17 protein-coding genes and 1 pseudogene are annotated in these 24512 nt (G+C 65.0%); 8 read left to right on the top strand and 10 right to left on the bottom strand.

Annotation, left to right across the window (positions count from 1 at the left end; translation table 11 throughout):
* Window positions 1-163 precede the first annotated feature (163 nt).
* The 7 genes and pseudogenes from G6N54_RS27450 (at window position 164) to G6N54_RS27420 (ending at window position 12318) form a co-directional block, all read left to right on the top strand.
* Complete coding sequence (locus G6N54_RS27450; RefSeq protein WP_163795034.1) at window positions 164-1585, top strand: condensation domain-containing protein; 1422 nt, start codon at window positions 164-166, stop codon at window positions 1583-1585.
* Between the two features lie 141 nt (window positions 1586-1726).
* Window positions 1727-4726 carry an MMPL/RND family transporter gene (locus tag G6N54_RS27445; protein ID WP_179969131.1) on the top strand — a complete coding sequence of 1000 codons (3000 nt, stop codon included), beginning with the start codon at window positions 1727-1729 and terminating at the stop codon, window positions 4724-4726.
* A 57-nt stretch (window positions 4727-4783) separates the two neighbouring features.
* On the top strand, window positions 4784-5911 hold the full coding sequence (pe, locus tag G6N54_RS27440) for an acyltransferase PE (RefSeq protein WP_163793728.1): 1128 nt from the start codon (window positions 4784-4786) through the stop codon (window positions 5909-5911).
* Window positions 5912-5921: 10 nt separating this feature from the next.
* Window positions 5922-7655: an AMP-binding protein gene (locus G6N54_RS27435; protein WP_163793726.1), complete on the top strand. Its 1734-nt coding sequence runs from the start codon at window positions 5922-5924 to the stop codon at window positions 7653-7655.
* A 77-nt stretch (window positions 7656-7732) separates the two neighbouring features.
* Window positions 7733-8791: an NAD(P)H-dependent amine dehydrogenase family protein gene (locus tag G6N54_RS27430; protein WP_163793724.1), complete on the top strand. Its 1059-nt coding sequence runs from the start codon at window positions 7733-7735 to the stop codon at window positions 8789-8791.
* A 171-nt stretch (window positions 8792-8962) separates the two neighbouring features.
* Window positions 8963-9418 (top strand): MmpS family transport accessory protein, encoded by a 456-nt coding sequence (locus G6N54_RS27425; RefSeq protein ID WP_163793722.1) that lies wholly within the window; start codon window positions 8963-8965, stop codon window positions 9416-9418.
* Window positions 9419-9528: 110 nt separating this feature from the next.
* Window positions 9529-12318: pseudogene (locus G6N54_RS27420) on the top strand (MMPL/RND family transporter).
* Window positions 12319-12363: 45 nt separating this feature from the next.
* Here the strand turns inward: G6N54_RS27420 and G6N54_RS27415 are convergent.
* The 10 genes from G6N54_RS27415 to G6N54_RS27370 all read right to left on the bottom strand — a co-directional run bounded on the left by G6N54_RS27415 (window position 12364) and on the right by G6N54_RS27370 (window position 23498).
* The gene (locus G6N54_RS27415) at window positions 12364-13197 is read right to left on the bottom strand and encodes a DegV family protein (protein WP_163793720.1); all 834 of its coding nucleotides are present in this window, start codon (window positions 13195-13197) and stop codon (window positions 12364-12366) included.
* Window positions 13198-13254: 57 nt separating this feature from the next.
* Window positions 13255-14049: a diglucosylglycerate octanoyltransferase gene (octT, locus tag G6N54_RS27410; protein WP_163793718.1), complete on the bottom strand. Its 795-nt coding sequence runs from the start codon at window positions 14047-14049 to the stop codon at window positions 13255-13257.
* A gap of 5 nt (window positions 14050-14054) precedes the next feature.
* Window positions 14055-14714, bottom strand: a complete 660-nt coding sequence (gene gpgP / locus G6N54_RS27405) for a glucosyl-3-phosphoglycerate phosphatase (protein WP_163793716.1) — start codon at window positions 14712-14714, stop codon at window positions 14055-14057.
* Window positions 14711-15100, bottom strand: a complete 390-nt coding sequence (gene rsfS / locus G6N54_RS27400) for a ribosome silencing factor (RefSeq protein WP_163793713.1) — start codon at window positions 15098-15100, stop codon at window positions 14711-14713. Before rsfS ends, gpgP begins: the two co-directional genes overlap by 4 nt.
* Window positions 15097-15777, bottom strand: coding sequence for a nicotinate-nucleotide adenylyltransferase (nadD, locus tag G6N54_RS27395; RefSeq protein WP_163793711.1), 681 nt, complete (start codon window positions 15775-15777; stop codon window positions 15097-15099). Before nadD ends, rsfS begins: the two co-directional genes overlap by 4 nt.
* 427 nt (window positions 15778-16204) lie before the next feature.
* Window positions 16205-17650, bottom strand: coding sequence for a vWA domain-containing protein (locus tag G6N54_RS27390; protein ID WP_163793709.1), 1446 nt, complete (start codon window positions 17648-17650; stop codon window positions 16205-16207).
* Complete coding sequence (locus G6N54_RS27385) at window positions 17650-18537, bottom strand: AAA family ATPase (RefSeq protein ID WP_163793707.1); 888 nt, start codon at window positions 18535-18537, stop codon at window positions 17650-17652. The genes G6N54_RS27390 and G6N54_RS27385 overlap by 1 nt, the downstream gene beginning before the upstream one ends.
* Before the next feature lie 38 nt (window positions 18538-18575).
* Window positions 18576-19823, bottom strand: coding sequence for a glutamate-5-semialdehyde dehydrogenase (locus G6N54_RS27380; protein WP_163793705.1), 1248 nt, complete (start codon window positions 19821-19823; stop codon window positions 18576-18578).
* Between the two features lie 58 nt (window positions 19824-19881).
* Window positions 19882-21285 (bottom strand): mechanosensitive ion channel domain-containing protein, encoded by a 1404-nt coding sequence (locus G6N54_RS27375; RefSeq protein WP_163793703.1) that lies wholly within the window; start codon window positions 21283-21285, stop codon window positions 19882-19884.
* Window positions 21285-23498 (bottom strand): adenylate/guanylate cyclase domain-containing protein, encoded by a 2214-nt coding sequence (locus G6N54_RS27370; RefSeq protein ID WP_372513278.1) that lies wholly within the window; start codon window positions 23496-23498, stop codon window positions 21285-21287. The genes G6N54_RS27375 and G6N54_RS27370 overlap by 1 nt, the downstream gene beginning before the upstream one ends.
* Before the next feature lie 124 nt (window positions 23499-23622).
* Here G6N54_RS27370 and G6N54_RS27365 point away from each other — a divergent pair, with 124 nt between their 5' ends.
* Window positions 23623-24501 (top strand): PfkB family carbohydrate kinase, encoded by an 879-nt coding sequence (locus tag G6N54_RS27365; RefSeq protein WP_163793701.1) that lies wholly within the window; start codon window positions 23623-23625, stop codon window positions 24499-24501.
* Window positions 24502-24512 lie beyond the last annotated feature (11 nt).

The following is a 24512-nucleotide window of genomic DNA, read 5'->3' as shown; positions in this document are numbered from 1 at the left end:
CGTCTCTGGCCCGGCCGTTCGATCGTCACAACAGCCCGTCGGATCCCTGAGTGAGTGTAGGCGGTGGGCCGCGTATGGCTGCGGAGGTGATCGCCGGGCGAGTTATCTTGGTGTCGCCGCCAGTGGCCGGACCGGGACCGTTTTAACCGAGGGGGACGTAGTTTTGCGCATCGGGAAAATTACGATCGGCGCACTCGACGATTGGACGCTGACCCCTGGCTCGGTCACCTCGTGGCACCCCACCGACGCGGCAAAGGACAAGGTCCGGCGGGCGCCCGTCAGCTCCGTACCGGTCAGCTACATGCAGGGCCAACACCTTCGCAATTACTGCGAACGGGCGGCCGAGGGGCTGAATTTCTCCCGGCAGATCATCGCCACCTGTGAGTTACCTGGGACTTGTGATGTCGCCGCGATGGACCACGCAGTCAACGCCTACCTGCGCCGACACGACACGTTCCGCAGTTGGTTCGAGCACACCGGCAGCGGAGAGTTCGTCCGGCATACGTTGCGCGATCCGGCCGATATCGAGTTCACCCCAACCGCTCACGGTCAGATGACCGTGGACGAGATACGCGCTCATGTCGTGTCCATCCCGGACCCACTGGAATGGGGCTGCTTCACGTTCGGGATCATCCAAAGTGAGAGCCACTTCACATTCTTTGCGGCCATGGACCACGTGCACGGGGACGCGACGCTGATCGGCACCACGATGATGGAAGCCAACGGGATGTACACGGCGCTGAGCGGCGGCGGTGAGGCACTCGCGCTTCCCGATGCCGGCAGCTTCGATGATTTCTGCATCCGCGAACGCGAATTCACGTCAACACTGACCTTGGATTCGCCCGAGGTGCGGGCGTGGATTGAGTTCGCGGAGAACAACAATGGTGGGTTTCCCGAATTCCCACTCCCCCTGGGTAACCCGCGCGAGTCGAGTAGCAGCACGATGGCCTCCGAACTTCTGATGGATGTAGCGCAGACGGAGCGATTCGAATCGGCCTGCCAGTCGGCCGGCGCGCGCTTCGTCGGCGGCCTATTTGCCTGCTTCGCCCTGCTGGAGCATGAATTCACCGGCGCGCTCACGTATTACGGGCTTACTCCCCGAGATTCCCGGACAGCCGCGGACAATTTGATGACGCAAGGCTGGTTCACCGGCTTGATTCCGATCACCGTGCCCATCGCCGCCGCCTCATTCGGCGATGCCGCGTGGGCTGCACAGGCTTCTTTCGATTCAAGTCTGGACATGGCGAAAGTGCCCTACTACCGCGTATTGGAATTGGCGCCGTGGTTGAGCTGGCCACGACCGAACTTTCCGGTGTCGAACTTTTTTCACGGCGGCGCCGCGCCACTGAACGCCGTTCTCGCCGCGGCCGACCTAGGCCTGGCCAACAATATCGGAATCTATCCCGACGGTCGGTATTCGTATCAGCTGACGATTTATGTATTCCGGTACGGCGAAGGCACGGTCATGGCGATCATGCATCCCGACAATCCGATTGCACAGAAATCAGTTGGCCGGTACATGGCGGCAATGAAGTCTGTGTGCGAGCGTGTCGCTGGCAGCGGACACTGGGGGCGCGTCGCGTAGCGTGGGTCATCCGATGGCTAGGGGTTTTCCGCGGTGCGCGAATTTCGATCGGGCGCGCTGCGAACTAGCGCGGCGCGACAAAGCGCCGGCGAGCGTCGCCGGCGGGCGCACACGATTGCGCCGACCAGGGGCGAGGGCAATATGCGACGGCTAGCCGATTTCGTGGTGCGGTGGCCCTGGGTCGTGATCGGGCTGTGGGTCGCGGTTGCGGTCGCGCTGCCGCTGACTTTGCCGTCGCTGGGCGAGATGGCGCAGAAGCACCCGCTGGCCCTCTTGCCCGCCGATGCACCGTCGAGCGTCACTGCTCGAGAGATGACCAAGGCGTTTCACGAATCCGGTTCAGAAGACCTGCTATTGGTGGTTCTGACCGACGACAAGGGGCTTGGCCCCGCCGACGAAGCCGCTTACCGCAAACTGGTGGATACGCTGCGCCAGGACACCCGCGATGTCGTAATGGTGCAGGATTTCATCAGCACACCGCCGCTGCGCTCGGTCGTGACCAGCAAGGATCACAAGTCTTGGGTGCTGCCGGTCGGCGTCGCCGGTGAGTTGGGCACTCCACAGTCGTACGCCGCGTTCAACCGGATCAGCGACATCGTGGCACGCTCGGTCGCCGGAGCTCCGTTGGCGGTGAACGTCACCGGCCCCGCGGCGACCGTCGCCGACCTCACCGTCGCGGGCGAAAAGGATCGGCTTCCGATCGAGCTGGCGATCGCCGTGCTGGTGCTCATCGTCCTGTTGGTGATTTATCGCAGCGTGGTCACCATGCTGCTGCCGTTGCTGACGATCGGGATATCCCTGGTAATCGCGCAGGCGGTGGTGGCGGGTTACTCCCAATTCACCGGCTCGGGCGTCTCGAACCAGTCGATCGTATTTCTGAGCGCCATCATGGCCGGTGCCGGAACGGATTACGCGGTCTTTCTGATCAGTCGCTATCACGATTACTTGCGGTCCGGTGCGGATTCCGATCAAGCGATCAGGCGATCAATGATCTCGATCGGAAAAGTGATCGGTGCCTCCGCGGCGACCGTCGGAATCACTTTTCTGCTGATCAGCTTCGCTCGCATGGGAGTCTTCAAAACGGTCGGCGCGTCGTCGGCGATCGGGGTCGGCGTGGCGTTCCTCGCCGCGCTGACGTTGCTGCCGGCGATTCTGGTGCTCGCGGGCCCCCGCGGTTGGGTCAAGCCACGACGCGAGTTGACCGCGCGGTTCTGGCGACGTTCCGGCATCCGCATCGTGCGCCGGCCCAGGGCCAATCTGGTTGCCAGTGTGCTGGTGCTGATCATCCTGGCCAGCTGCGCCGGCTTGGTGCGCTACAACTACGACGACCGCAAGGCCTTGAGTTCGTCGGCGCCGAGCTCGATTGGCTATGCCGCGCTGGATCGTCATTTCCCGGTGAATCAATCCATTCCGGAGTACATCCTCATCCAGTCGCCGCATGACCTTCGCACACCGAAAGCCCTCGCGGACCTGGAGCAGATGGCCGACCGGGTCAGCCAATTGCCGAATATTGCTGCGGTAAGCGGTATTACGCGTCCCACCGGAATCGTGCCCGAACAATTCCGGGCCACCTATCAGGCGGGGGCTATCGGCACCCTGCTGGCCGGCGGGTCCACCATGATCAACGACCACACCAATGACCTCAACCGGCTGGTCAATGGGGCGGGCACGCTGGCCAACAGCCTCGGTGACGTCCGTGGCCAGGTCACCCAGCTCGCGGCCAGCCTCGAGGAGTTGCAAAGTGCCTTCTCGTCGGCGAAGAGCCAGTACAGCGGCGACGCCCTGGTCAAGCAGGTCGATATCGCCGCCCAGCTCGTCGACCATGTCAACTCGCTCAGCAATGCCATGGGCTGGAATTTCTCGGCGGCCAAGAACGTGTTCGCCTGGATCGGTCCGGTGTTGACGGCGCTGCAGGGCAACCCGGTTTGCGACGCCGATCAATCGTGCAGCACCACCCGCGGAGCGTTCGAGCAGCTGGTTGGTTCGCGCGATCAAGCCGACCTCGACGCGATCAACGATTTGGCCCACCAGCTGCAGGACTACCAGGACAAGAAGGCGCTGAAAGCGTCGACGGACCGCGTGCGTGCCGCGTTGGGCAAGCTCACCAAGGTGATGCACTCCATGGGGATGGACAAACCCGGCGGCCTGCAGGCAAATCTGAACAGCGTGCAGGATGGCGCAAACAAGCTCGCCGGCGGGAGCCGGCAAGTCGCCGATGCGGTGGCGCAACTCGTCGACCAAGTCAAACAGCTCGGCACTGGGCTCAGCGAGTCGGCGGCATTTCTGCTCTCGCTGAAACGGGATGCGGCACAACCGGCAATGGCCGGATTCAACATTCCGCCCCAGCTGCTGCAGTTAGAACAGTTCCAGAAGGCCGCCAAGGTATTCATTTCCCCGGACGGCCACTCGGTGCGGTATTTAGTTCAAACCAAACTGAATCCGTTCAGCACCGAAGCCATGGACCAGGTCAGTGCGATCAGTGCGGCCGCTCGCGGAGCACAGCCGAATACCGCGCTCTCGGACGCCACGATTTCGATGTCGGGGTACACCGTCGCCCTGAAGGACACCCGTGACTACTACCAACACGACATCCGGTTCATCATCGCGGTTACGCTGCTCGTCGTTCTGGTGACCTTGGTCGCGTTGCTGCGTGCGATAGTCGCGCCACTGTATCTGGTTGCTTCCGTGGTCATTTCGTATTTGTCGGCAGTCGGTATCGGCGTCCTCGTCTTTCAATACCTACTGGGCCAGCAATTGCATTGGAGCGTACCGCCGCTGGCATTCGTGGTGCTGGTCGCGGTGGGAGCCGACTACAACATGCTGCTGGTTTCGCGAATGCGTGAGGAATCGCCGCAGAGCATGCGCTACAGCATTATTCGCACGCTGAGTTCGACGGGCGGTGTGATCACCGCGGCGGGTCTGATTTTCGCCGCCTCGATGTGCGGCCTGTTGTTCTCCAGCATTGGCACCGTGGTCCAGGGCGGTGTCGTGATCGGTGTCGGAATTTTGCTGGATACCTTCTTGGTCCGCACCATCACGGTTCCGGCCATCGCGGCACTGCTCGGACGGGCAAACTGGTGGCCATCGCAACGGAGCGAGCGGCACTCAACCGTCCGACGCGCCGAGCCGCAACCCGGTTAGGGCGTACGCATGATCTATGTGAGACTACGAAACGAATCCGAGCGGTCAGGATTAGGAATGAAGAAACTACTCGCAGGAGTTTCGGCGCTGGTAACCGTCGGCGCCACAGGTTATTTCGGTGTCGGTACCGCGTCGGCTGACGACACGCCCATCGGCGGGCCGCCGACACCCGGAGCACCGGGCGACCAGACCGCGTTCGCGCTCGGCGGCGCTCACGTGCTGGGCATCCCTTACGACGAGTACATCCGTCAGGAGGGTGCCCAATGGTTCCCCGGCCAGAAACGCGAAATCGTCCGCTACCCGGCGGGCCAGGTGCAGGGTCACGTGCTGGAACGGCTCTTCCCCGGCATCGGCCGGTTCGATGAACTCTTCCCCGGCCTTGGTCTGGACGGCCCCAGCGTCGGCGAGTCGGTCGACGTGGGCGTCGACAACCTCGATGCGGCGATCCGCGCCGGTCGCCCCGGAACCGCGATCGGCTTGTCCGAGGGCGGGTTCGTGGTCGACGGCGAGCAGGCGCGCCTGGCCAACGACCCGACTGCTCCCCCGCCGGACAAACTGAACTTCGCCACATTCGGCGACCCGATCGGGCGTCATGCTTTCGGTCAGAGCTTCCTGAGTGCCATGTTCCCGGTCGGCACCGTTGTTCCAGCCCTCGACTACACCATGCCCCCGCCGTATGAGAGTCAGTACGACACAAACAGATTCGTGGCCGCATACGACTCGATCGCGGACTTCCCCGACCGGCCGGACAACCTGTTCGCGCTGGCCAACACGCTGCTGGGCCTCGCCACGGGTCACACCGCGGTGGCCTTCACCAACGCGAGCATGGTGCCGCCACAGAACATCAGAACGACGATCAACTCCCGGGGCGCGAAAGACACGACGATCATGGTCCCGGAGAAGCACCTGCCGCTTGTCATGCCGTTGAAGTACGTCGGGATCGACGAAGGCACGCTCAACAAGCTGGACGCGATCCTGATTCCCCGGGTGAACGCGGGCTACTCGCGCAACGACGACCCGGCGACCGCGCCGGTTCAGGTGGACCCGGTGCACGGCTTCGACCCGGCGGAAGTCACCGCGCCCGCCAACCAGGCGACGTTCGGCGGCGGCGCCGACCCGCTTTCCCAGATCCTTGCCGGTGCCACGTCCGTGTTGTCGCACGGCGCAGGCCAAGTCGACCACTGACCACGCGCCTATGTCTGGATCGTCGATTCTCGCCATGCTGCATGGGCGCGCCAGCATGCGCCCGCATGATGTGGCGTACACGTTCACCAATTACGAAGGCAATTGGGACGGTGTTCGCGAGAGCCTGACGTGGTCGCAGATATCCCGTCGAACACTCAATGCGGCACGCGATCTCGGCCCGCACGGCTCGGTCGGCGACCGGGCGGTAATCCTGGCTCCACAGGGGCTTGATTACATCGCGGCGTTCCTGGGAGCCATGCAGGCCGGGCTCATCGCTGTTCCACTTCCGTTGCCGCATCGCGGCTCGAGTGACGAGCGGGTGGGCGCGGTCCTTGCCGATACCTCGCCTTCGGTTGTTCTCACCACATCCGTGCACGCCGAAGACGTGGCCGAATATGTCGATCGAGCAAGGATGGCCGACGTTCCGAAGATCGTCGCAATCGACTCGCTCAATCTGGATAGCGATCGCGAAACCAGCTTCCAGACAACAGATTTGCCTGGCATCGCGTATTTGCAGTACAGCTCGGGCTCGACCCGAACGCCAACCGGAGTGATGATCTCGCACCGAAATCTCGAAGTGAATTTCGACCAGCTGATGCGCAGCTTCTTCGCGGACTCACGAACCAAAATCCCGTCGGAAGCCACGATCGTGTCGTGGTTGCCCTTCTACCACGACATGGGTTTGGTGCTGGGAGTCTGCGCTCCGATCCTGAGCGGCCAGCGTGCCGAGCTGACCAGTCCGCTCGGATTCTTGGAGCGGCCCGCCAGGTGGGTGCGAGCGCTCGCCGAAAACCCCCACACGTGGTCGTCGGCGCCCAACTTCGCCTTTGACTTGGCCGCTCGCAAGACCACCGACGAAGACCTGGCCGGGCTCGATCTCGGCGGCGTGCTGGGCATCATCAGCGGCGCCGAGCGGGTCGAGCCGGTTACCTTGCGTCGCTTCGTAGATCGGTTCGCGCACTTCAACTTTCGCGATTACATGATGCGTCCTTCCTACGGTATGGCCGAGGCCACCGTCTTCGTGGCGACGGGTACCTGGAGTGAATCGGCGCCGGCGGCGCATTTCGACACCGAAGCGCTCGGCGCGGGGCGGGTAGAGCCATGCGCGCCACGGAAGGGCACGGCACTGGTGAAGTACCAGGTGCCGCCATCGCCCACGGTGCGGATCGTCGACAGTCAGACGAACCGGGAATGCCCGCCGGACTCGATCGGTGAAATCTGGGTGCACGGCGAGAACGTCGCCGACGGCTACTGGCGCAGGCCACCGGAAGAGCAGCGCTGCTTCGGCGCAACACTCGTCGACCCGTCGCCCGGCACGCCCGACGGGCCGTGGCTGCGCACCGGCGATCTGGGTTTCACCTACTCCGGCGAATTGTTCATCGTCGGCCGCATCAAGGACCTGCTGATCATCCGCGGGCGCAATCACTATCCCGAAGACATCGAGGCGACGATCCAAGAGATCACCCGTGGCCGGGTCGCGGCTATCTCGGTCCCGGTGGACGGCACCGAGCAGCTGGTCGCCGTCATCGAGCTCAAGAAGCGATCCGACGTCGATGCGATGCGCTGGCTGGGTGACGTCACGAGCCAGGTCACGGCGGCGATCTCCAATGCGCACGGACTCAACGTCGGGGATCTGGTGCTGGTGCCTCCCGGCTCGATTCCCACCACGACGAGCGGCAAGATCCGCCGCGCCGCGTGCGTCGAGCAGTACCGCCAGGACCAGTTCATTCGGCTGGACGCCTGACCCGGCACGCCCGAACGCCGCACCCGGCTGCGGCGTTCGCATAATGGTTCCACCCCCGCAGCGGCAAAGGAGCCACGATGAGCACAGCCAGCACAGACCGTCCCTTACGCGTCATCCAGTGGACGACGGGGAACATCGGGCGCCGCTCGCTGCACGCGATCATCGGCCGGCCCGACATGGAGCTGGTCGGGGTGTACGCCCACGGGGCGGACAAGGTCGGTGTCGATGCCGCGGAACTCTCCGGCTGGCCGGAGCCGACCGGGGTGCAGGCCACCAACGACATCGATGCGCTGATCGCGCTGCGCGCGGATGCATGTTGCTATAACCCGTTGTGGCCCAACGTCGACGAATTGGTGCGGCTGCTGGAGTCAGGGGTCAACGTGTGCTCCAGCGCGGCCTGGATCACCGGCGGCAAGCAGACACCACAGGACCGCAAACGCATCGAAGATGCTTGCGCCAAAGGCAATTCGACTATCTTCGGCAGCGGCGCGCATCCCGGCATGACGAACATGGTCGGCATGGTGCTGTCCGCCTCATGCGAGCGCGTCGACGAAATCCGGATCACCGAGTCGGTGGACTGCTCGACCTACGAATCCGCGGAGACCCAGACGGCGATGGGCTTCTCGCAAGACTCTGACACACCGGGACTGGCGGAGAACGTGCGGCGGGAAAGCGAAGTCTTCGCCGAGTCGGCGGCGATGATGGCCGACGCGATCGGCGCCAAGCTGGACAAGATGACCTTCGACGTCACGTTCACCGCGGCCACCGGCGACTCCGACCTGGGCTTCATGAAGATCCCCGCGGGCACGGTCGGCGGCGTGTACGGCTTTCATCGCGGCTGGGAAGGCGATCGCAACGTCGTCAGCGTCGGATTCAACTGGACCATGGGTAATCACATCGTCCCGCCCAAGCCGCTCGAGCACGGCCACGTCATTCAGGTCTTCGGCTTGCCCAACATGCGGACCGTGCTGCACTGCCTGCCGCCGAAGGATTGGACGGAGCCCGGGTTCATGGGCCTCGGCATGATCTATACCGCGATGCCGGTCACCAACGCCGTCCCCGCCGTGGTGGCCGCCAAACCAGGGATCGCGACCCTCGCCGACTTACCGCCGGTCACCGGGCGCCTGGCTCGCTAGGCGTACGAAGCCGGCCACAGCCGGGGCACCCCGGAGGAACGCTTCCGTCCTTTAGGCTTAGAGTACTTAGCCGAGCAAAGGTTCCGCCGACAACTAAGGTTGTCGACGACGGTGGTGAGCCTTCCATAGCAGGACGGCAGGCCCCGCAGCGGTGAGCGGAAGGCGGTCAAGATGCGGGCTTCGCCGAACCCGGACGCGATAACTCGGGCGCTCAAGCGGGCGTGGATTCCCCTGCTGTTAATTGTGGTACTGGCCGTCTCGGCATTGGTCGTGTCGCGGCTGCACAAGATCTTCGGCTCGCAGGACCTCAACGCCAATGCCGGCAAGGGCATCGAAATCGTGCAGTTCAACCCGAAGGTCGTCGTCTACGAAATCTCCGGCCCGCCGGGCGCCACCGCGAACATCAACTACTGGGACGAGAACGCCAACACCCACCAGATCGACAACGCGCCGCTGCCGTGGTCGACGACGATCTCGACCACGCTGCCATCGGTAAGCGCCAACATCATGGCCCAAAGTGACGGCAACCGCATCAGCTGCAAGATCACGGTGGACAACGTCGTCCGCGACCAGCAAAACTCCGATGGCCACAACGCTCAGACGTTCCGCCTGGTGAAATCCGCGTGAGCGACCTGAACAACAAGAGTCACACCGGCCTGGACGACACCGACACCGGACCGATCGGTGCACCGGCCCAGGCGGACCCCCAGCACCCGCACCGGCCCGTTATCCCGCACATGATCCGTCTGTTCGCGGTGCCGGTCCTGTTGGGCTGGTTGCTCGTCACCGTCCGGCCGTCCCTCCCCTCGAGGTCGTCGGTGAGGCGCACTCGGCGCCGATGGCACCCTTGGACGCGCCGTCGATGAAGGCGATGATGCGGCTGGGGCACAACTTCAAGGAATTCGACTCGAACAGCACGATCATGATCGTCCTGGAGAGTCAGGAGTCGCTGGGCCCGGACGCACATCGCTATTACGACAACCTGATTCACCAACTGCAGCAGGACCACAACCACATCCAGCACATCCAGGACTTCTGGGGTGACCGGTTGACGGCGGCGGGCGCTCAAAGCGCCGACGGCAAGGGCGCCTACGTGATGCTGAACCTGGCCGGCAACCAGGGCACCACCCAGGCCAACGAGTCGGTCGAGGCGGTCCGCAAGGTCATCGAAAAGAACGCCACACCGCCCGGACTCAAGGTCTATGTCACCGGCCCCGCAGCGTTCAGCGACGACTCACACGTCATCGGGAACGCGAGCCTGGCCAAGATCACGCTGTTCACCCTGGGCGCGATCGCGATCATGCTGCTGCTGGTCTACCGCTCGATTGCCACCACCCTGATCCAGCTGTTCATGACCCTGGTTTCACTGGCGTGCGCGCGCGGAGTCGTGGCGGTTCTCGCCTATAACAACGCATTCGGGCTCACGACGTTCGCCGCGAATATCCTCACCATGCTGGCGATCGCCGCGGCCACCGACTACGGGATCTTCCTCGTCGGCCGATATCAAGAGGCGCGCCGTAGTGGCGAGGATCGAGAAGCCGCGTATTACACGACGTTTCGCAGTGTCACCCCGGTGGTGCTTGGGTCGGGCCTGACGATTGCCGGTGCGACCTACTGCCTGAGTTTCGCGCGGCTGCCGTGGTTCAACACCATGGGTGCACCGGTGGCGATCGGGATGCTGGTCGTGGTGTTGGCCGGCGTCACGCTGGGTCCCGCGATCGTGTTCCTGGGCAGTAAGTTCGGCCGTTTCGAGTCCAAGCGTGCCGCCAAGCAAGGCCGGCTCTGGCGGCGGGTCGGCACCGCGGTAGTGCGGTGGCCCGCAGCGGTTTTGGCGGTCAGCGCCGCGGTCGTCCTGGTCGGCATGGTCGCGCTGCCGAGTTACCACACGAGCTACAACGACAGTCACTACCTGCCCGCCTCCGCGCCGTCCAACCTGGGACAGGCCGCCGCGGACCGGCACTTCTCCCAAGCCCGGATGAACCCCGACATGTTGATGATCGAGGCCGAACACGACATGCGGAATCCGGCCGACATGCTGGTACTGGACAGGGTGACGCACAACGTTATTCGCGTCCTGGGCATCGCCATGATCCATGGACATCACCAGGCCGCTGGGGATTCCGATTCAGCACAGCTCGATACCGCTCCAGAACAGCATCCAAAGCCAGACGACCATGCAGAACATGGGCTTCCTCAAGGAGCGCATGAACGACATCCTCAAGATGGCTGATGACCTGCAGACCCAGATCGACACCACGCAACGCCAGTACGAGGTGTCGCTGGATCTGGCCCATGCCGCCGACGACAGCGCGGCGACCACGGCGGTGACGTCACAAATCACCGATAGCCTGCGCGACCACATCGCGGATTTCGATGACACCTTCCGGCCGGTGCGCACCTACTTCTATTGGGAGAAGCACTGCTACGACATCCCGCTGTGCTACGGGCTGCGATCGCTGTTCGACACGTTGGATGGCTTCGACCAACTTGCCGAGCAGTTCCACTACCTCACGGCCGACATCAAGCACACCGCCCAGGCCACCCACGACCTGAATGCGCTGTTTCCCACGCTGATCACGACGCTGAAGACCACCCGGGGCATCACGTTGACGCTCTATCAGACCTTCCGGGCGATGATCAACCAGATGGAGTCGATGAGCAACACCGCGATCGTGATGGGCCAGAGCTTCGACCAGTCCAAGAACGACGACTTCTTCTATCTGCCGCCGGAGGCCTTCGACAACCCCGATTTCCAGACCGGGCTGCGGATGTTCTTGTCCCCAGACGGTAAGTCGGCGCGCTTCTTCATCACCCATCAGGGCGATCCGATGACCCCCGAAGGCATTTCGCGGGTCGGCGCCGAGCGAACGGCGGCCCAGGAAGGGCTGAAGCAATCCTCGCTCGCCGACGCCAAGGTGTATCTCGGCGGGACCGCCGCGACCTTCAAGGACATGGCCGACGGTGCCAAATACGACCTGATGATCGCGGTGGTGTCGGCACTGACGCTGATCTTCATGATCATGCTGCTGCTGACTCGAAGCGCGGTTGCCGCACTGGTGATCGTCGGCACCGCGGCCAGCTCGATCGCCGCGTCATTCGGTCTGTCCGTGCTGATTTGGCAGGACCTGTTCGGTATCAAGGTGCACTGGATCGTGATGGCCCTGTCGGTGATCATCCTGCTGGCCGTCGGATCGGACTACAACCTGCTGCTGGTCTCGCGATTCAAGGAGGAGATCCACGCCGGGCTCAAGACCGGGATCATCCGTTCGATGGCCGGCACCGGCGGGGTGGTCACGGCGGCCGGCCTGGTGTTCGCCTTCACGATGGCGTCGATGCTGGGCAGCAACCTGACGATTCTCGGCCAGTTCGGGTCCACGGTCTGCATCGGTCTGTTGCTCGACACGCTGATCGTGCGGACCCTCTTGATGCCCTCGATCGCGACGCTGCTCGGACGCTGGTTCTGGTGGCCACAGGTCGTGCATCCGCGCGGTGACAACGCCCGAAAGCCGGCATCCGCCCGAGCCTGATTGCCGGGCTCCTCAGCGTCCGCCGCGGGCGGCATCGTTGCCGGGCTAAGGCGTGTGCACATCCACGCACACCGCGACGGCTCCGGGGCCGACATGGACACCCAGCACCGGTCCCAGCGATGTGACGATCGCCGGCTCGCAGGCCGGTAGCCGGCGAGCCAATGCGGCCGCCGCCTCGTTCGCGCCGTCCGGGTTGACGACGTGATGCACCGCCACCGCCGCGGAACTATCGCCCACGATTTCGCAGACCCGGTCCAGCATCGCTGCCGTCGCCTTGCTGACGGTCCTTACCCGTTGGGCCAGAACGAGTTTACCGTCGTCGATGCGCAGCAGCGGCTTGAGAGACAGCGCCGTGCCCAGCCATGCCTTGGCGCCACCGATGCGGCCGCTGCGCCGGAGGTTGTCCAGACCGTGCACCACGATGAACGCGTGAGTGCGGTTTACCGCGGCGTTCGCGGCGGTGGCCACGGCGTCCAGGTCGGCGCCCGCCGCCGCGGCGCGTGCGGCGGCCAGTGCGACGAAGCCGGTACCCATGGCCGCCGAGCGCGAATCGACAACCCGGACGGCCTGGCCGATTTCGGCTGCCGTACGTTCACCCACGCCACAGGTGCCCGACAGCGCCGACGAAATGTGCACGGCCACCACGCCATCCCCGTCGGAGTCGGCCAACGCTTGGCGGTAGGCCTTCTCGAGTTCAGCCGGGGTGGCTGCCGCCGTCGTGGCGTGGTGCCGATAGACCTCGTCGGGGATCTCGTCGACCCCGTCGCGCAGGTCGCCGCCGTCGAGCAGGACATGCAGTGGGACAACGCGTATCGCCCACTTTTCGAGCAGATCGGCCGGGAGGCGCGACGAGGCATCGGTCACCACGACGACGGTCACGAGCGCCGCTCCTTCCCATCGCTTCGCTCTGCATCGTCGTCGGCGCGGGTCATGTGTTCAGCCGCGCGGCTTCTCGGAAGCAACGCCGGCCTGATTGCGCGGCGCCTCCTCATCGCGCTGCGCGCTCTGCATCGTTGCCACGCCGGCTTCGGCCAGCGCCTTTAGCATCAGCTCCGCGACCCGCTGATGGGCTTCGAAATTCCAGTGGATGCCGTCGGGATTACCACGCCCGCTCATAACCTGCTCGGCCACAGCGGCTTTGAGGTCGACCAGGGACACGTCATGCTGCTGTGCCCACTTAGTGATGGCCGCCACGGTCCCGGCGCGCCCGTGGTGGGCCTTGCCGTAGGTCTCGGCGATGTGCACCGACGGCAGCGACGCCACGATCGGGATGCCGGGACGGTTGAAATCGATTGCGCCCCGCGTCTGCTCGAGATAGTCGGCCGTCAAATGCGGTGGCAGGGCGGCCCGGGCCATCGGCGATAGCCTCGGCTGCAGCCACCCGTAGCCGTCGCGGACCCAGCGCCGCAGCCACGGCGGGCGGACGTAGCGGATCAGTTCACGCAGCGCGGTCGGCAGCACCGATGGCAGTGAATCCATCCCACTGGTCGCGAAAATCACCGCACCCGCTTTGGGTAGCGCCGCCCAGGCCCGCGGGTCCTGCGTGGCGGCCCACCACACGTCGCGACAGGTCCAGCCGATGCGCCCGATCAGCTCTACATCCCAATCTAGTTGGGAGGCAACGATATTGGGCCAGATGCGTGGATCATCGGCGGGCAGTCCCCCGGTGGGGCCGTAGTAGGACAAAGAGTCGGCGAAGACCAGCAGCGTGCGCCGTACCTCAGAGGACATCGTTTTCAGCCCTGCGCCGAAGCATTCCACACATCGAGGCGCCAACGGATGCTGCCGAAGTGGGCACCAGAGTCCTGCGAGTGGCCGGAGAGCTGCACCCAGCTAGCATTGCCCATCCCACCCAGGATCGGCCAGTTGGCGACCGGAAGCTTCAGCAGCGCAGCCGATAACGCGGCGATCAGCCCGCCATGGGCAACCAGCACCACCGGCCGGTCGGGCTCGTCGGAGTCTCCCCATTCGGGCTCGCCGGCCACCAGCTCAGCGACCAGCGGCACGCTGCGGGCGGCAACGTCGACCCTGCTTTCCCCGCCGTGCGGTGCCCAGGTGGCGTCGTCGCGCCAGGTGATCCGGGCGCCCGGGGCCTGCCCGTCGACCTCGGTGTGGGTCAGGCCCTGCCACTCGCCCAGGTGCGTCTCGCGGAGCCGTTCATCCGCCCGCACCTGTAGCCCGGTCCGCTCCCCGAGCTTGACCGCGGTGTCGTAGGCGCGATGCAGATCCGACGACACGATAAGCAGCGGCTGCAACTTGCCCAGCACCTCGGCGGCGGCGATCGCCTGGGCGCGGCCGAGTTCGGTCAGCGCGGAGTCCAACTGCCCCTGCATGCGGCTGCCGGCGTTGAAGTCGGTTTGGCCGTGCCGCAACATCACCAGGCGACGAATGCTCATTGCGCGCTCGCCGAATCCTGGGAATCGGCCGCCAAGTCCACCGGTATCACCGGGCAGTCACCCCATAGGCGGTCCAGGGCGTAGACGTTGCGGTCGTCCTGGTGCTGGACGTGTACGACGATGTCGCGGTAATCCAGCAGCGTCCAGCGTCCCTCCCGAGCGCCCTCGCGGCGTGCGGGTTTGTAGCCGGCCTTCTGCATTTTCTCCTCGACCTCGTCGACGATCGCGTTGACTTGCCGCTCGTTGGACGCCGAGGCGATGACGAAGCAGTCGGTGATGACCAATTGCCCGGAGACGTCGATCACCACAACGTCGTTGGCCAGCTTCGAAGCCGCCGCGTTGGCCGCGATCGTCGCCATGTCGATGGCTTCCTGGGTGGCGCTCATGGGTTGTTCCCCGTCGAAAGGCTGGACTGCGATGGGCCGAGTGTGGCTTTGGCCTCGCCCTCGACCGGGCCGCGGTAAAGCCGGCGCTTGGAGACGTACTGCACGACGCCGTCGGGCATCAGGTACCACAGCGGACGGCGTTCGGCGGCGCGCTGACGGCAGTCGGTCGACGAGATCGCCAGTGCCGGAACCTCAACGAGGGTCAGCGCGTCCTTGGCCAGTTCGCCGAGCACCTCGGTGATGTGCTCGTGGCGCAGCTCGTAGCCGGGCCGGCTAACGCCGATGAACCGCGCCAGCTCGAACAGCGCTTCCCAGCCATGCCAGGACAGGATGGACGACAGCGCGTCTGCTCCAGTGATGAAGAACAGTTCGGAATCCGGGTTCAGCGCGTGCAGGTCCTGCAGGGTGTCCTTGGTGTAGGTGGGGCCACCGCGGTCGATGTCGACCCGGCTGACCGAGAACCGCGGATTGGAGGCGGTCGCGATCACCGTCATCAGGTACCGGTCCTCGGCGGCGGAGACATTGCGGGTCTTCTGCCATGGCTGGCCGCTGGGCACGAACACCACTTCGTCGAGGTCGAACAGGTCGGCTACCTCACTCGCTGCAACCAGGTGCCCGTAATGGATGGGGTCGAATGTCCCACCCATTACTCCTAGTCTGCGACGGCGCTTTTGCACGATTTGCCAGCTTACCGGGCCGTCCGAATCGGGCCGATTCGCGAGCTCACGTCTACCCGGCCGGGTAGCAGAACCGGGTGGACAGTTCCCGATCCGAATCGGTGAAGGCGCGGGAGTCGATCGTCGCGTGATTGCTCGACGCCGCGACAGTCGGGGACATCGCCACAGCCGTCGACCTGCCGCCCGGGGCCGATCGACGAATACCAGACCGTGTGTGTGCGGATCTATGCGGATCTTCGCGGCCGCCCCGGGGCCGTCGCTGTTCGGTGAGCAACCCGATGCCCGGGTGCGGAGGTGACCCCTGCCCGGCGCTTGGCCGGCCACGCGTTGGTACCCCGGGTCGATTCGTGGCATCAACGCTTTTCCTATCGTTGGTGAGATGAGCCCGATCGAGATGTGCTGGCTCGTCTATCAGAAGACGAAGGGTTCACACCGGCAGCAGTTGGTCGATCACCGTGGCGAGTTGCTTGGCGGAACGGCATTCGTGCATGGTGATCACTTCTTCGTAGCGCGGCACCGCCGAATCGCCACTGCCCCAAAGGTGTTTGGGCTCGGGGTTGAGCCAGTGCGCGTGCCGGGCGGCGGTGACCATGTCGGACAGCACGTCGATGGCCGGGTCGCGGTAGTTGGTGCGGCCGTCCCCCAGCACCAGCAGGGAGCTGCGCGGCGACAAGGCGTTCGGATTGGCCTGCAGGAACGAGACGAATGCGTTGCCGTAATCGGAGTGACCGTCGCGGCTGTAGACGCCGGCCTCGCGGGTGATCCGCTGGATCGCCACGGGGAGGTCGGCTTCCGGCCCGAACATGTGGGTGACCTCGTCGGTGGTGTCGATGAAGGCGAACACTCTCACGCGCGAAAACTGTTGGCGCAGAGCGTGTACCAGCAGCAGGGTGAAGTGGCTGAATCCGGCCACCGAACCCGACACGTCGCACAGCACAACCAGTTCCGGGCGTGCCGGACGAGGTTTGGCCAACACCAGATCGATCGGCACGCCGCCGGTGGACATCGACTTGCGCAGCGTTTTGCGCAGGTCGATCGTGCCGGCGCGGCTGCGACGCCGTCGTGCCGCCAGCCGAGTGGCCAGCGTGCGGGCTAACGGCGCCACCACTCGCTGCATCTGACGCAGCTGGTCACCGGATGCCCGCAGGAACTCGACGTTCTCCGCAAGCTGCGGGATGCCGTACATCTGGACGTGATCGCGGCCGAGCTGCTCGGCGGTGCGCCGCTTGGTCTCGGCGTCGACCATCTTGCGCAGCTGAGTAATCCGCTGCGCGGCAAGCGCTTTAGCAATCTGCTCTTGAGTGGGCGTGGGCTCGTCGCCGTACGGGGCGAGCAGGCCCGCGAGCAGCTTGCCCTCCAGCTCGTCTAGCGCCATCGCCTTGAGCGCCTGATACGACGAAAATGACGGGCCGCGGCTGGAACTGTATTTGCCGTAGGCCTCCACGATCCGCGCGATCATCGCGATGAGTCGTTCGTCCAGGTCGGCCAGGTCCTCGTTCTGGGTCAGCAGGTCCAGCAGCATCTGCCGCATCGCGTCGACGTCGTCGGCGGGCAGGGCCTCGCTGTCTTGGCCGGCCCCGCCGTCATCGAGGACGACCGCGCGCGCACCGATCGCCGCGGGGAACCACAGGTCGAACATCGCGTCGTAGGTGTCGCGATGGTCGGGCTGGCGTAGCACCGCACACGCGATACCTTCGCGCAGCACGTCGCGATCGCTGAGGCCGAGGGTGGCCATCACCCGGCCAGCATCCACCGTCTCCGACGGTCCCACCGAAATCCCGCTTCCACGAAGCGCTTCCACGAAGCCCACCAGGTGGCCCGGCAACCCGTACGGGGCGAGGGGTCTGGTGGGGCGGACGCGCCGCGGGGGCATCAGTTCAGCCTCAGTTCCCCGGCCGCGCGTTGCTGATCGGATTGGTGTTTGAGCACCACGCCGAGTGTCTGGGCGACGACCGCGTCGTCGATGGTGTCCAGTCCCAGCGCCAGCAGCGTGCGGCCCCAGTCGATGGTCTCGGCGACGGACGGCACCTTCTTCAACTGCATGGCACGCAGGACGCCGATGATGCGCACCAGCTCTTCGGCGAGATGCGCGGGCAACTCCGGGACCCGGGACAACAGGATGCGCCGTTCCAGGTCGGGCGTGGGGAAGTCGATGTGCAAAAACAGGCAGCGACGCTTGAGCGCCTCGGACAGTTCCCGGGTGGCGTTGGAGGTCAGCACAACCAGCGGCGTGCGCGCGGCGGTGATCGTGCCCAACTCCGGCACGGTCACCGCGAAATCGGAGAGCACCTCGAGCAGCAGGCCCTCGATCTCGATGTCGGCCTTGTCGGTTTCGTCGATCAGCAGCACCGTCGGCTCGGTGCGCCGGATCGCGGTCAGCAGTGGACGCTGCAGCAGGAACTCCTCGCTGAACACATCGTCCTTGGTCTGGTCCCAGTCGCCTTGTCCGGCAGCGTTGCCGGTTTGAATACGGAGTATCTGCTTGGCGTGATTCCATTCGTAGAGGGCGCGAGCCTCGTCGACACCCTCGTAGCACTGCAGCCGAACCAGACCCGAGCCGGTGGCCTGCGCGATGGCGCGGGCCAGCTCGGTCTTGCCGACGCCAGCGGGACCTTCGACCAGCAACGGCTTGCCCAGCCGGTCGGCAAGAAACACCGCCGTTGCGGTGGCGGTGTCGGGCAGGTAACCGGTCTCGGCCAACCGCCGGGAGACGTCGGCGATGTCCGCGAACAGCGGAGTGGGCCGGGCGGGCACGCTCACAATCTCAGTTCTCCTAAAACGCTTTTGGTAGCTCGGGGTCAGGCCGGACGAACCTGGCCGTCACCCCACGCGATCCATTTTGTCGAGGTCAGTTCGGGCAGGCCCATCGGACCGCGGGCGTGCAGCTTCTGCGTCGAGATGCCGATCTCGGCGCCGAAACCGAATTGCTCGCCGTCGGTGAACGACGTCGAAGCGTTGACCATCACGGCGGCCGCATCGACGCCATCAGAAAACCGTTGGGCCGCAGCCATATTGGTGGTCACAATGGCCTCGGTGTGCCCGGTCCCGTATTCGTTGATGTGAGCGATCGCGGCATCGACGCCGTCGACCACCGCCACCGCGATGTCCATCGACAGGTACTCGCGGCGCAGGTTGTCCTCGTCCGGGTCGAGATGCACCGTCACACCGGCGTCCTGCAGGGCCGCCACCAGCCGGGGCACCGCGTTCGCGGCGATCGCGGTGTCCACCAACAGCGTCTCGGCCGCGTTGCACACGCTGGGCCGGCGGGTCTTGGAGTTCAGCAGAATCCGTTCGGCTACATCCAGGTCTGCGCCCCCGTCCACATAGACATGACAGTTGCCGACCCCGGTCTCGATCGTGGGCACCTGGGCGTCGCGGACCACGGCGTCGATCAGGCTCGCTCCCCCACGCGGGATCACCACATCGACAAGGCCGCGCGCCTGGATCAGGTGCGTGACCGTGGATCGGTCGTCGGACGAAAGCAGCTGGACCGCGTCGGCGGGCAGATCCTCGCTGACCAGTGACGCACGCAGCGCCTCGACCAGTGCCTGATTCGAGCGCGCCGCCGACGAACTGCCGCGCAGCAGTACGGCATTGCCGGACTTGAGCGCCAACCCGAAAGCGTCGACGGTGACATTGGGCCGGCCCTCGTAGATCATGCCGATCACGCCGAGCGGAACCCGCTGCTGACGCAACTGCAGCCCATTGGGCAACGTGTAACCGCGCAGCACCTCGCCGACCGGGTCCGGGAGCCCGGCAACCTGGCGCAGACCTGCAGCGATTCCATCCACCCGGTTGGGGTTCAACGCCAACCGGTCGAGCATCGCGTTGGGTGTCCCGGCGGCCCGGGCAACCTTCAGATCTTCGTCATTGGCAGCCAGGATCTGCCTGGTGTTGGCGGTGATCGCGTCGGCCGCGGACTTCAGCGCCTGGTCCTTGGCGACCGTCGGCAACAACGCCAGTGCGCGGGACGCGGCGCGGGCGCGCCGGGCGGCGTTGTGGACCTCCTGACGCAAGTCAGGACGCGATGGCGCTTGCAGACTCATTGATCCAGGGTAACGGGCCTGAGCCGGTCAGGTAAGGCGGCCTGGGTGCCGGTCGGGCTCAGCCGACGCGCTCACCACGCTCGGCCTGGCGCACTTTGCTCTGCCGCTCTTCCAGGATGTTGCCAAAGTCCTGTAGCAGCAACGGTTCACGCATCACCAGATGCTCGAGGTGGTCGCGATCGATGATCAACGCGGTGACCTCCTCCAACGCGTACGCGCTGGCGAGGTTCGGTTGCCGGGTGAGTGCGGTCAGGCCCAGGAACGAACCAGCCTCCAGCGTGCTGATCGGCACGACCGCCCCGTCCTCGGCGGTCGCCATCATCTGCACCCGCCCGGCGATCACGAAGGTCATCCCGATCGGCACCTGCCCGGCGTACTCGACGATTTCGTCGGCGCCGTAGAGGACGATTCGCGCCGAGGAGTGCAGCGCCTGCTGATCGGCAACGCTGAGCCGCAGCGCGGGTGCCACCACGGATCGCAGAGCGTCTTCCACCCGTTCCCTGGTCGAATAGTCGTCGTCGGCCTCGTCGAGGTGCAGTTCCTCGCGCCGGGCGGCGTACCAGATCCAGCGCAGAAAGGTCGATCGCGCGCCGCCGTCGTCGCCGGGCGAGTTCAGCCCGATGCTCGTGGAGTATTCGCCCTTGCCCAGCGGGACGGACCGGGGAACGCTGCCGGTCTTGAGTTGCGGCAGCTCAGAGGCGACACGGGTCAACATCGCGCAGACCCGGTCGGGCGGGTCGGCGGCGGCGAATGTCGTCGTGATCGACAGTTTGTGGGTGCCGGACGGGCGGCTGAGATTGGTGAACGAGGTACTGGCCAGCATCGAGTTCGGCATGACCCGTATTCCGCTGCCGGTTTGGATGTGCACGGCCCGCCAGTTGACCTCGACGACTCGCCCGCGCTCGTTGGACGCGTCGAGCCAATCGTCGATGCGGAAGGGCTGCTCGAACAACATGAACAGGCCCGACACGATCTGGCCGACGGAATTCTGCAGCATCAAACCCAGCACGACAGACGTCACGCCCAGCGCGGTGAACAGGCCGCCGACCCGCACACCCCAAACGACGGACAAGATGACGGCCAGGCCGGCGCCGATCAGCGCGAAGCGCGCGACGTCGAGGAAAATCGTGGGTAGTCGTTTGCGCCAGCTGCCCTGGGGTGCACCCTCGAATACGGTCGCATTGAGCCCGGACAGCAACATGACCAACACCAGGAAGCCGAACAGCGTGGACAGGATGCGCACCAGGCCGTCTCCGGCCGGGATCTGTGCGGCATTGACCAGCAGCAGCAACAGTGCGCCGAGCGGCAGCAAGAAGTTGCGCAGCAGGCTGACTTGCCGGGCCAGCCGATTGTTTCGGCGAACGAGTGCGTGGTGCACCTCGGTCAGCAGGATCACAGTGACCGGGAATCCGATCGCCACGCCGATTGCCCAGTAGAACCACGAGGAGTGGAAGGCGTTCATTACCGCTCCGACAACTGGTAGATCGCCTGATCTTTTCCGGCGACCGAGATCGTGCCGGCCGGCGTGAATTGCCGGACATCCCGCATCGTCTCGTACACACTCGAGGTGACGTAGATGCCGGGCTGCGGTGCGCCACTGTGCATTTGGTAGGCCAGGCTTACCGCCCCGCCCCACATGTCATAGACAAGACTCGATCGTCCCACCAGTCCGCTGATCACATTGCCGGTGTTGATGCCGACTCGCAGCTTCAGTTCGTGCGAGGTTTGACCGTTGAACCGCTCGATGATCTGACGCATCTCCAGCGCGAAGTCGAGGCTTCGGTAAATGCTGTCCAGCTGCGGCGTGACTACCCCGCAGCTGGCGGGGTAGCCGTTGTGGAAGGTACGAATCCGTTCGACGCCAAGAGCTTCGGCCGCCGCGTCGAACTGCCGGAATAACTCGTCGACGATGCCCACCAGTTCGCTGCCGGAGAGGTCGATCGAAATCTCGTCCAGGCCAACGATATCGGCGTAGATGATGGCTACGTCCTGGTGTTTTTGCGCGATGGTCTCCTGACCCTCGCGGTAGCGTTGTGCGACCGACTCCGGCATGAGCGCCAGCAACAGACGATCGTTTTCCTTCCGCTGCTCGTTGAGCAACTCGTCCTTGATCGCGAGATTCCGGCTCATCTCGTTGAAAGCCTGAGTGAGGTCACCGATTTCGTCGCGCGACGTGACCGGGATGTTGACCTCGTAGTCACCGGAGCTGATCTTCTGCGTACCGGCCTGGAGACGCCGGACCGGCCGCAGCATGATCTGGGCCAGCAGCATCGAAGCGACGCACACGACGAAGATCATCGACGCGACGCCGACCACCAACGTTTGGCTGAACCTGCCCAGCCGCGCGAAAGCATCGGAGTCGTCGCGCGTCACCAGAATCGACCAATGCAGGTCAGAATCCGCCACCACCAACGGGGTATCGGCCTCCATCTCGCTGTTGCCCGTGTAGTCGGTGGCGGTGACGGTTCCGGTCTGGCCGCGCTGGGACGCGCGAAATCCCGCGGTTTGTGCCGGCTGCACGAGGATCGTGGTGCCCAACTGGATCGCCCTGTTCACCACGTCGGGCGGAGTTCCGGCAGCGACGGCCTCCTTGCGATATTCCTCCGGATCCTCGAGGAAAAGCCGAGAGTCCGAGCGCATCAAACCGTCTGGACCCACCAGGTACGACTCAGTGGACGGACCCATGCCCGCGGCGTCCCACTGCCTGTCGGCGGTCATGATCCGGTTGATCTTCGCAGTCGGCAGCGGCCACGCCATGACGCCTTCGATCTTTCCGTTCATCCCGATCGGCGACACGACCCAACCTGTGGGAACATCCAGTGCCGGTTGATACGTCTGGAAGTCGGTTATCCAGACGAAGTCGACGTCGTTGGAGCGCAACGCCTTTTGGAATGCTTCGCGCAAATTGGATTCGCGATACGGGCCGGTGAGGACATTGGTGCCGAGGTCGGGCCCCTTGGCCACCGAGTAGACGACATTGCCGTCGTTATCCAGCAACAGCACATCGCGATAGTCGAAGCGGGTAACGATGCCGCGCATGTAGAAGTCGAACCGGGCGTTCGCCGCCGACCACGCACTGCCGTCGCCGGCATCCACGACCGGCAATCCGTCGGCGCCGGGCCGCGGCGGCGCGGTGTAGTTCGCCTGAAGGTATTTCTGCGCGTTGGAACTCGGCATCACCGCATTGATATCGATCGTGTCACCGGTGATCCGTTTGATCGGTTTGATCATCTGGTTGTCGTAGTAGTTGACCAGTGACTGCTGCTGCGCGGGACTGATCGTCGCATTGCCCAACTGATCGAAACTTGTGGTGAAGGCCTGCATCGCCTGGACAACGCTGAACCCGCCGCTGTAGACGATCAGCGAATTCGTCATCTGCTTGAACAGCGCATCCAACTGCCGCTTCTGCGACTCACGCAACTCGGTCAGCCGCTCAGCCTCGACCTGCCGCAGGGCGTCACGGCCGGTGATGGCACCGATGAGGCCGACGACCGCCACGGAAAAAATGCTGCAGATCAGCAGCGTCATCAACAGCTTGGACTGGATGCCCACCCGCACAAATCGGCGGCGGCGAAACCTGCGACCCTTGCGCGACCCGTCCTCGGCAGCCGCCGCCTCTTGCGCCGGGACGGAGTCGGTGGCCGACTTGGCGTCGGCCAGCTCACTGGGTGTCACTCGCTTCCCCTTCCCAAAGAGGCGCTGCTCACGCAGCACATTAGCGCGCGGACATCACAAAATTGGCGTTTGAGGCTTGCGATCGCCTTCAAAAGGTAAGCCGGACGCGACTAACGTCGACCAGATGGCTCGGGTCTGCGTCGTGGGCAGCGTGAACATGGACATCACCTGCGACGTCGACACCCTGCCTCGCCCGGGCGAAACGGTGCTCGCGTCGTCGTTGAATCACGCACCCGGCGGCAAGGGTGGCAACCAGGCCGTGGCCGCCGCCCGCGCGGGGGCACAGGTGCAATTCGTCGGCGCGCTCGGCGACGACGCCGCGGCCGAATCGTTGCGGGCGCATCTGGTAGCCAACGGCGTTGGGCTGGACGCGACAGTGGCGGTGGCCGGTCCCAGCGGGACGGCGATCATCGTGGTGGATGCCGGCGCCGAGAACACCATCGTCGTGGCGCCGGGCGCCAACGCGCAGCTGACCCTGACCGCCGCGTCCACCCGCACGGTCGCCGACTGCGATGTGCTGTTGACCCAGTTGGAGATTCCGATCGCCACCGCGGTGGCCGCCGCACGCGAAGCAAAAACGGCAGGCGCGGTCGTCATCGTCAACGCCTCACCGACCCCCCAACAGCGAAGCGCGCTGGCCGAACTGGCTGAGCTCGCGGACGTGGTGATTGCCAACGAAGCCGAAGCCGAGGAATTGCCCTGGCGCCCGGCCCATTTGGTGACCACTCTCGGTGCCCGAGGCGCCCGCTACGTCAGTCCCGACGACGAGCTCTGGGTACCCGCACCCACGGTCAGCGCGGTAGACACCACCGGTGCCGGCGACGTTTTCGCCGGCGTACTGGCAGCGAACTGGCCTTCCGACCCGGGTTCGCGGACGCGGCGGCTGACCGCCTTGCAACGCGCCTGCGCCGCGGCGGCGCTGTCGACACTGGTGCCCGGGGCCGGTGACTGCGCACCGGATTCCGCCGCCATCGACGCGGCCGTGCCCGACCCCGCGCAATGAACGCCGCCGTC

This window comes from Mycobacterium stomatepiae (assembly GCF_010731715.1).
Lineage (GTDB): Bacteria > Actinomycetota > Actinomycetes > Mycobacteriales > Mycobacteriaceae > Mycobacterium > Mycobacterium stomatepiae.
The sequence above is the reverse complement of the archived record's forward strand: the minus strand, read 5'-3'. Positions and strand labels throughout refer to the sequence as shown.

Excerpts from the sequence above, each read along its gene's own strand:
- G6N54_RS27445 (WP_179969131.1), top strand. The coding sequence starts at position 1,727 with ATGCGACGGCTAGCCGATTTCGTGGTGCGGTGGCCCTGGGTCGTGATC.
- pe (WP_163793728.1), top strand. The coding sequence starts at position 4,784 with ATGAAGAAACTACTCGCAGGAGTTTCGGCGCTGGTAACCGTCGGCGCC.
- G6N54_RS27435 (WP_163793726.1), top strand. The coding sequence starts at position 5,922 with ATGTCTGGATCGTCGATTCTCGCCATGCTGCATGGGCGCGCCAGCATG.
- G6N54_RS27430 (WP_163793724.1), top strand. The coding sequence starts at position 7,733 with ATGAGCACAGCCAGCACAGACCGTCCCTTACGCGTCATCCAGTGGACG.
- G6N54_RS27425 (WP_163793722.1), top strand. The coding sequence starts at position 8,963 with ATGCGGGCTTCGCCGAACCCGGACGCGATAACTCGGGCGCTCAAGCGG.
- octT (WP_163793718.1), bottom strand. The coding sequence starts at position 14,049 with ATGTCCTCTGAGGTACGGCGCACGCTGCTGGTCTTCGCCGACTCTTTG.
- gpgP (WP_163793716.1), bottom strand. The coding sequence starts at position 14,714 with ATGAGCATTCGTCGCCTGGTGATGTTGCGGCACGGCCAAACCGACTTC.
- rsfS (WP_163793713.1), bottom strand. The coding sequence starts at position 15,100 with ATGAGCGCCACCCAGGAAGCCATCGACATGGCGACGATCGCGGCCAAC.
- G6N54_RS27390 (WP_163793709.1), bottom strand. The coding sequence starts at position 17,650 with ATGCCCCCGCGGCGCGTCCGCCCCACCAGACCCCTCGCCCCGTACGGG.
- G6N54_RS27380 (WP_163793705.1), bottom strand. The coding sequence starts at position 19,823 with ATGAGTCTGCAAGCGCCATCGCGTCCTGACTTGCGTCAGGAGGTCCAC.
- G6N54_RS27375 (WP_163793703.1), bottom strand. The coding sequence starts at position 21,285 with ATGAACGCCTTCCACTCCTCGTGGTTCTACTGGGCAATCGGCGTGGCG.
- G6N54_RS27365 (WP_163793701.1), top strand. The coding sequence starts at position 23,623 with ATGGCTCGGGTCTGCGTCGTGGGCAGCGTGAACATGGACATCACCTGC.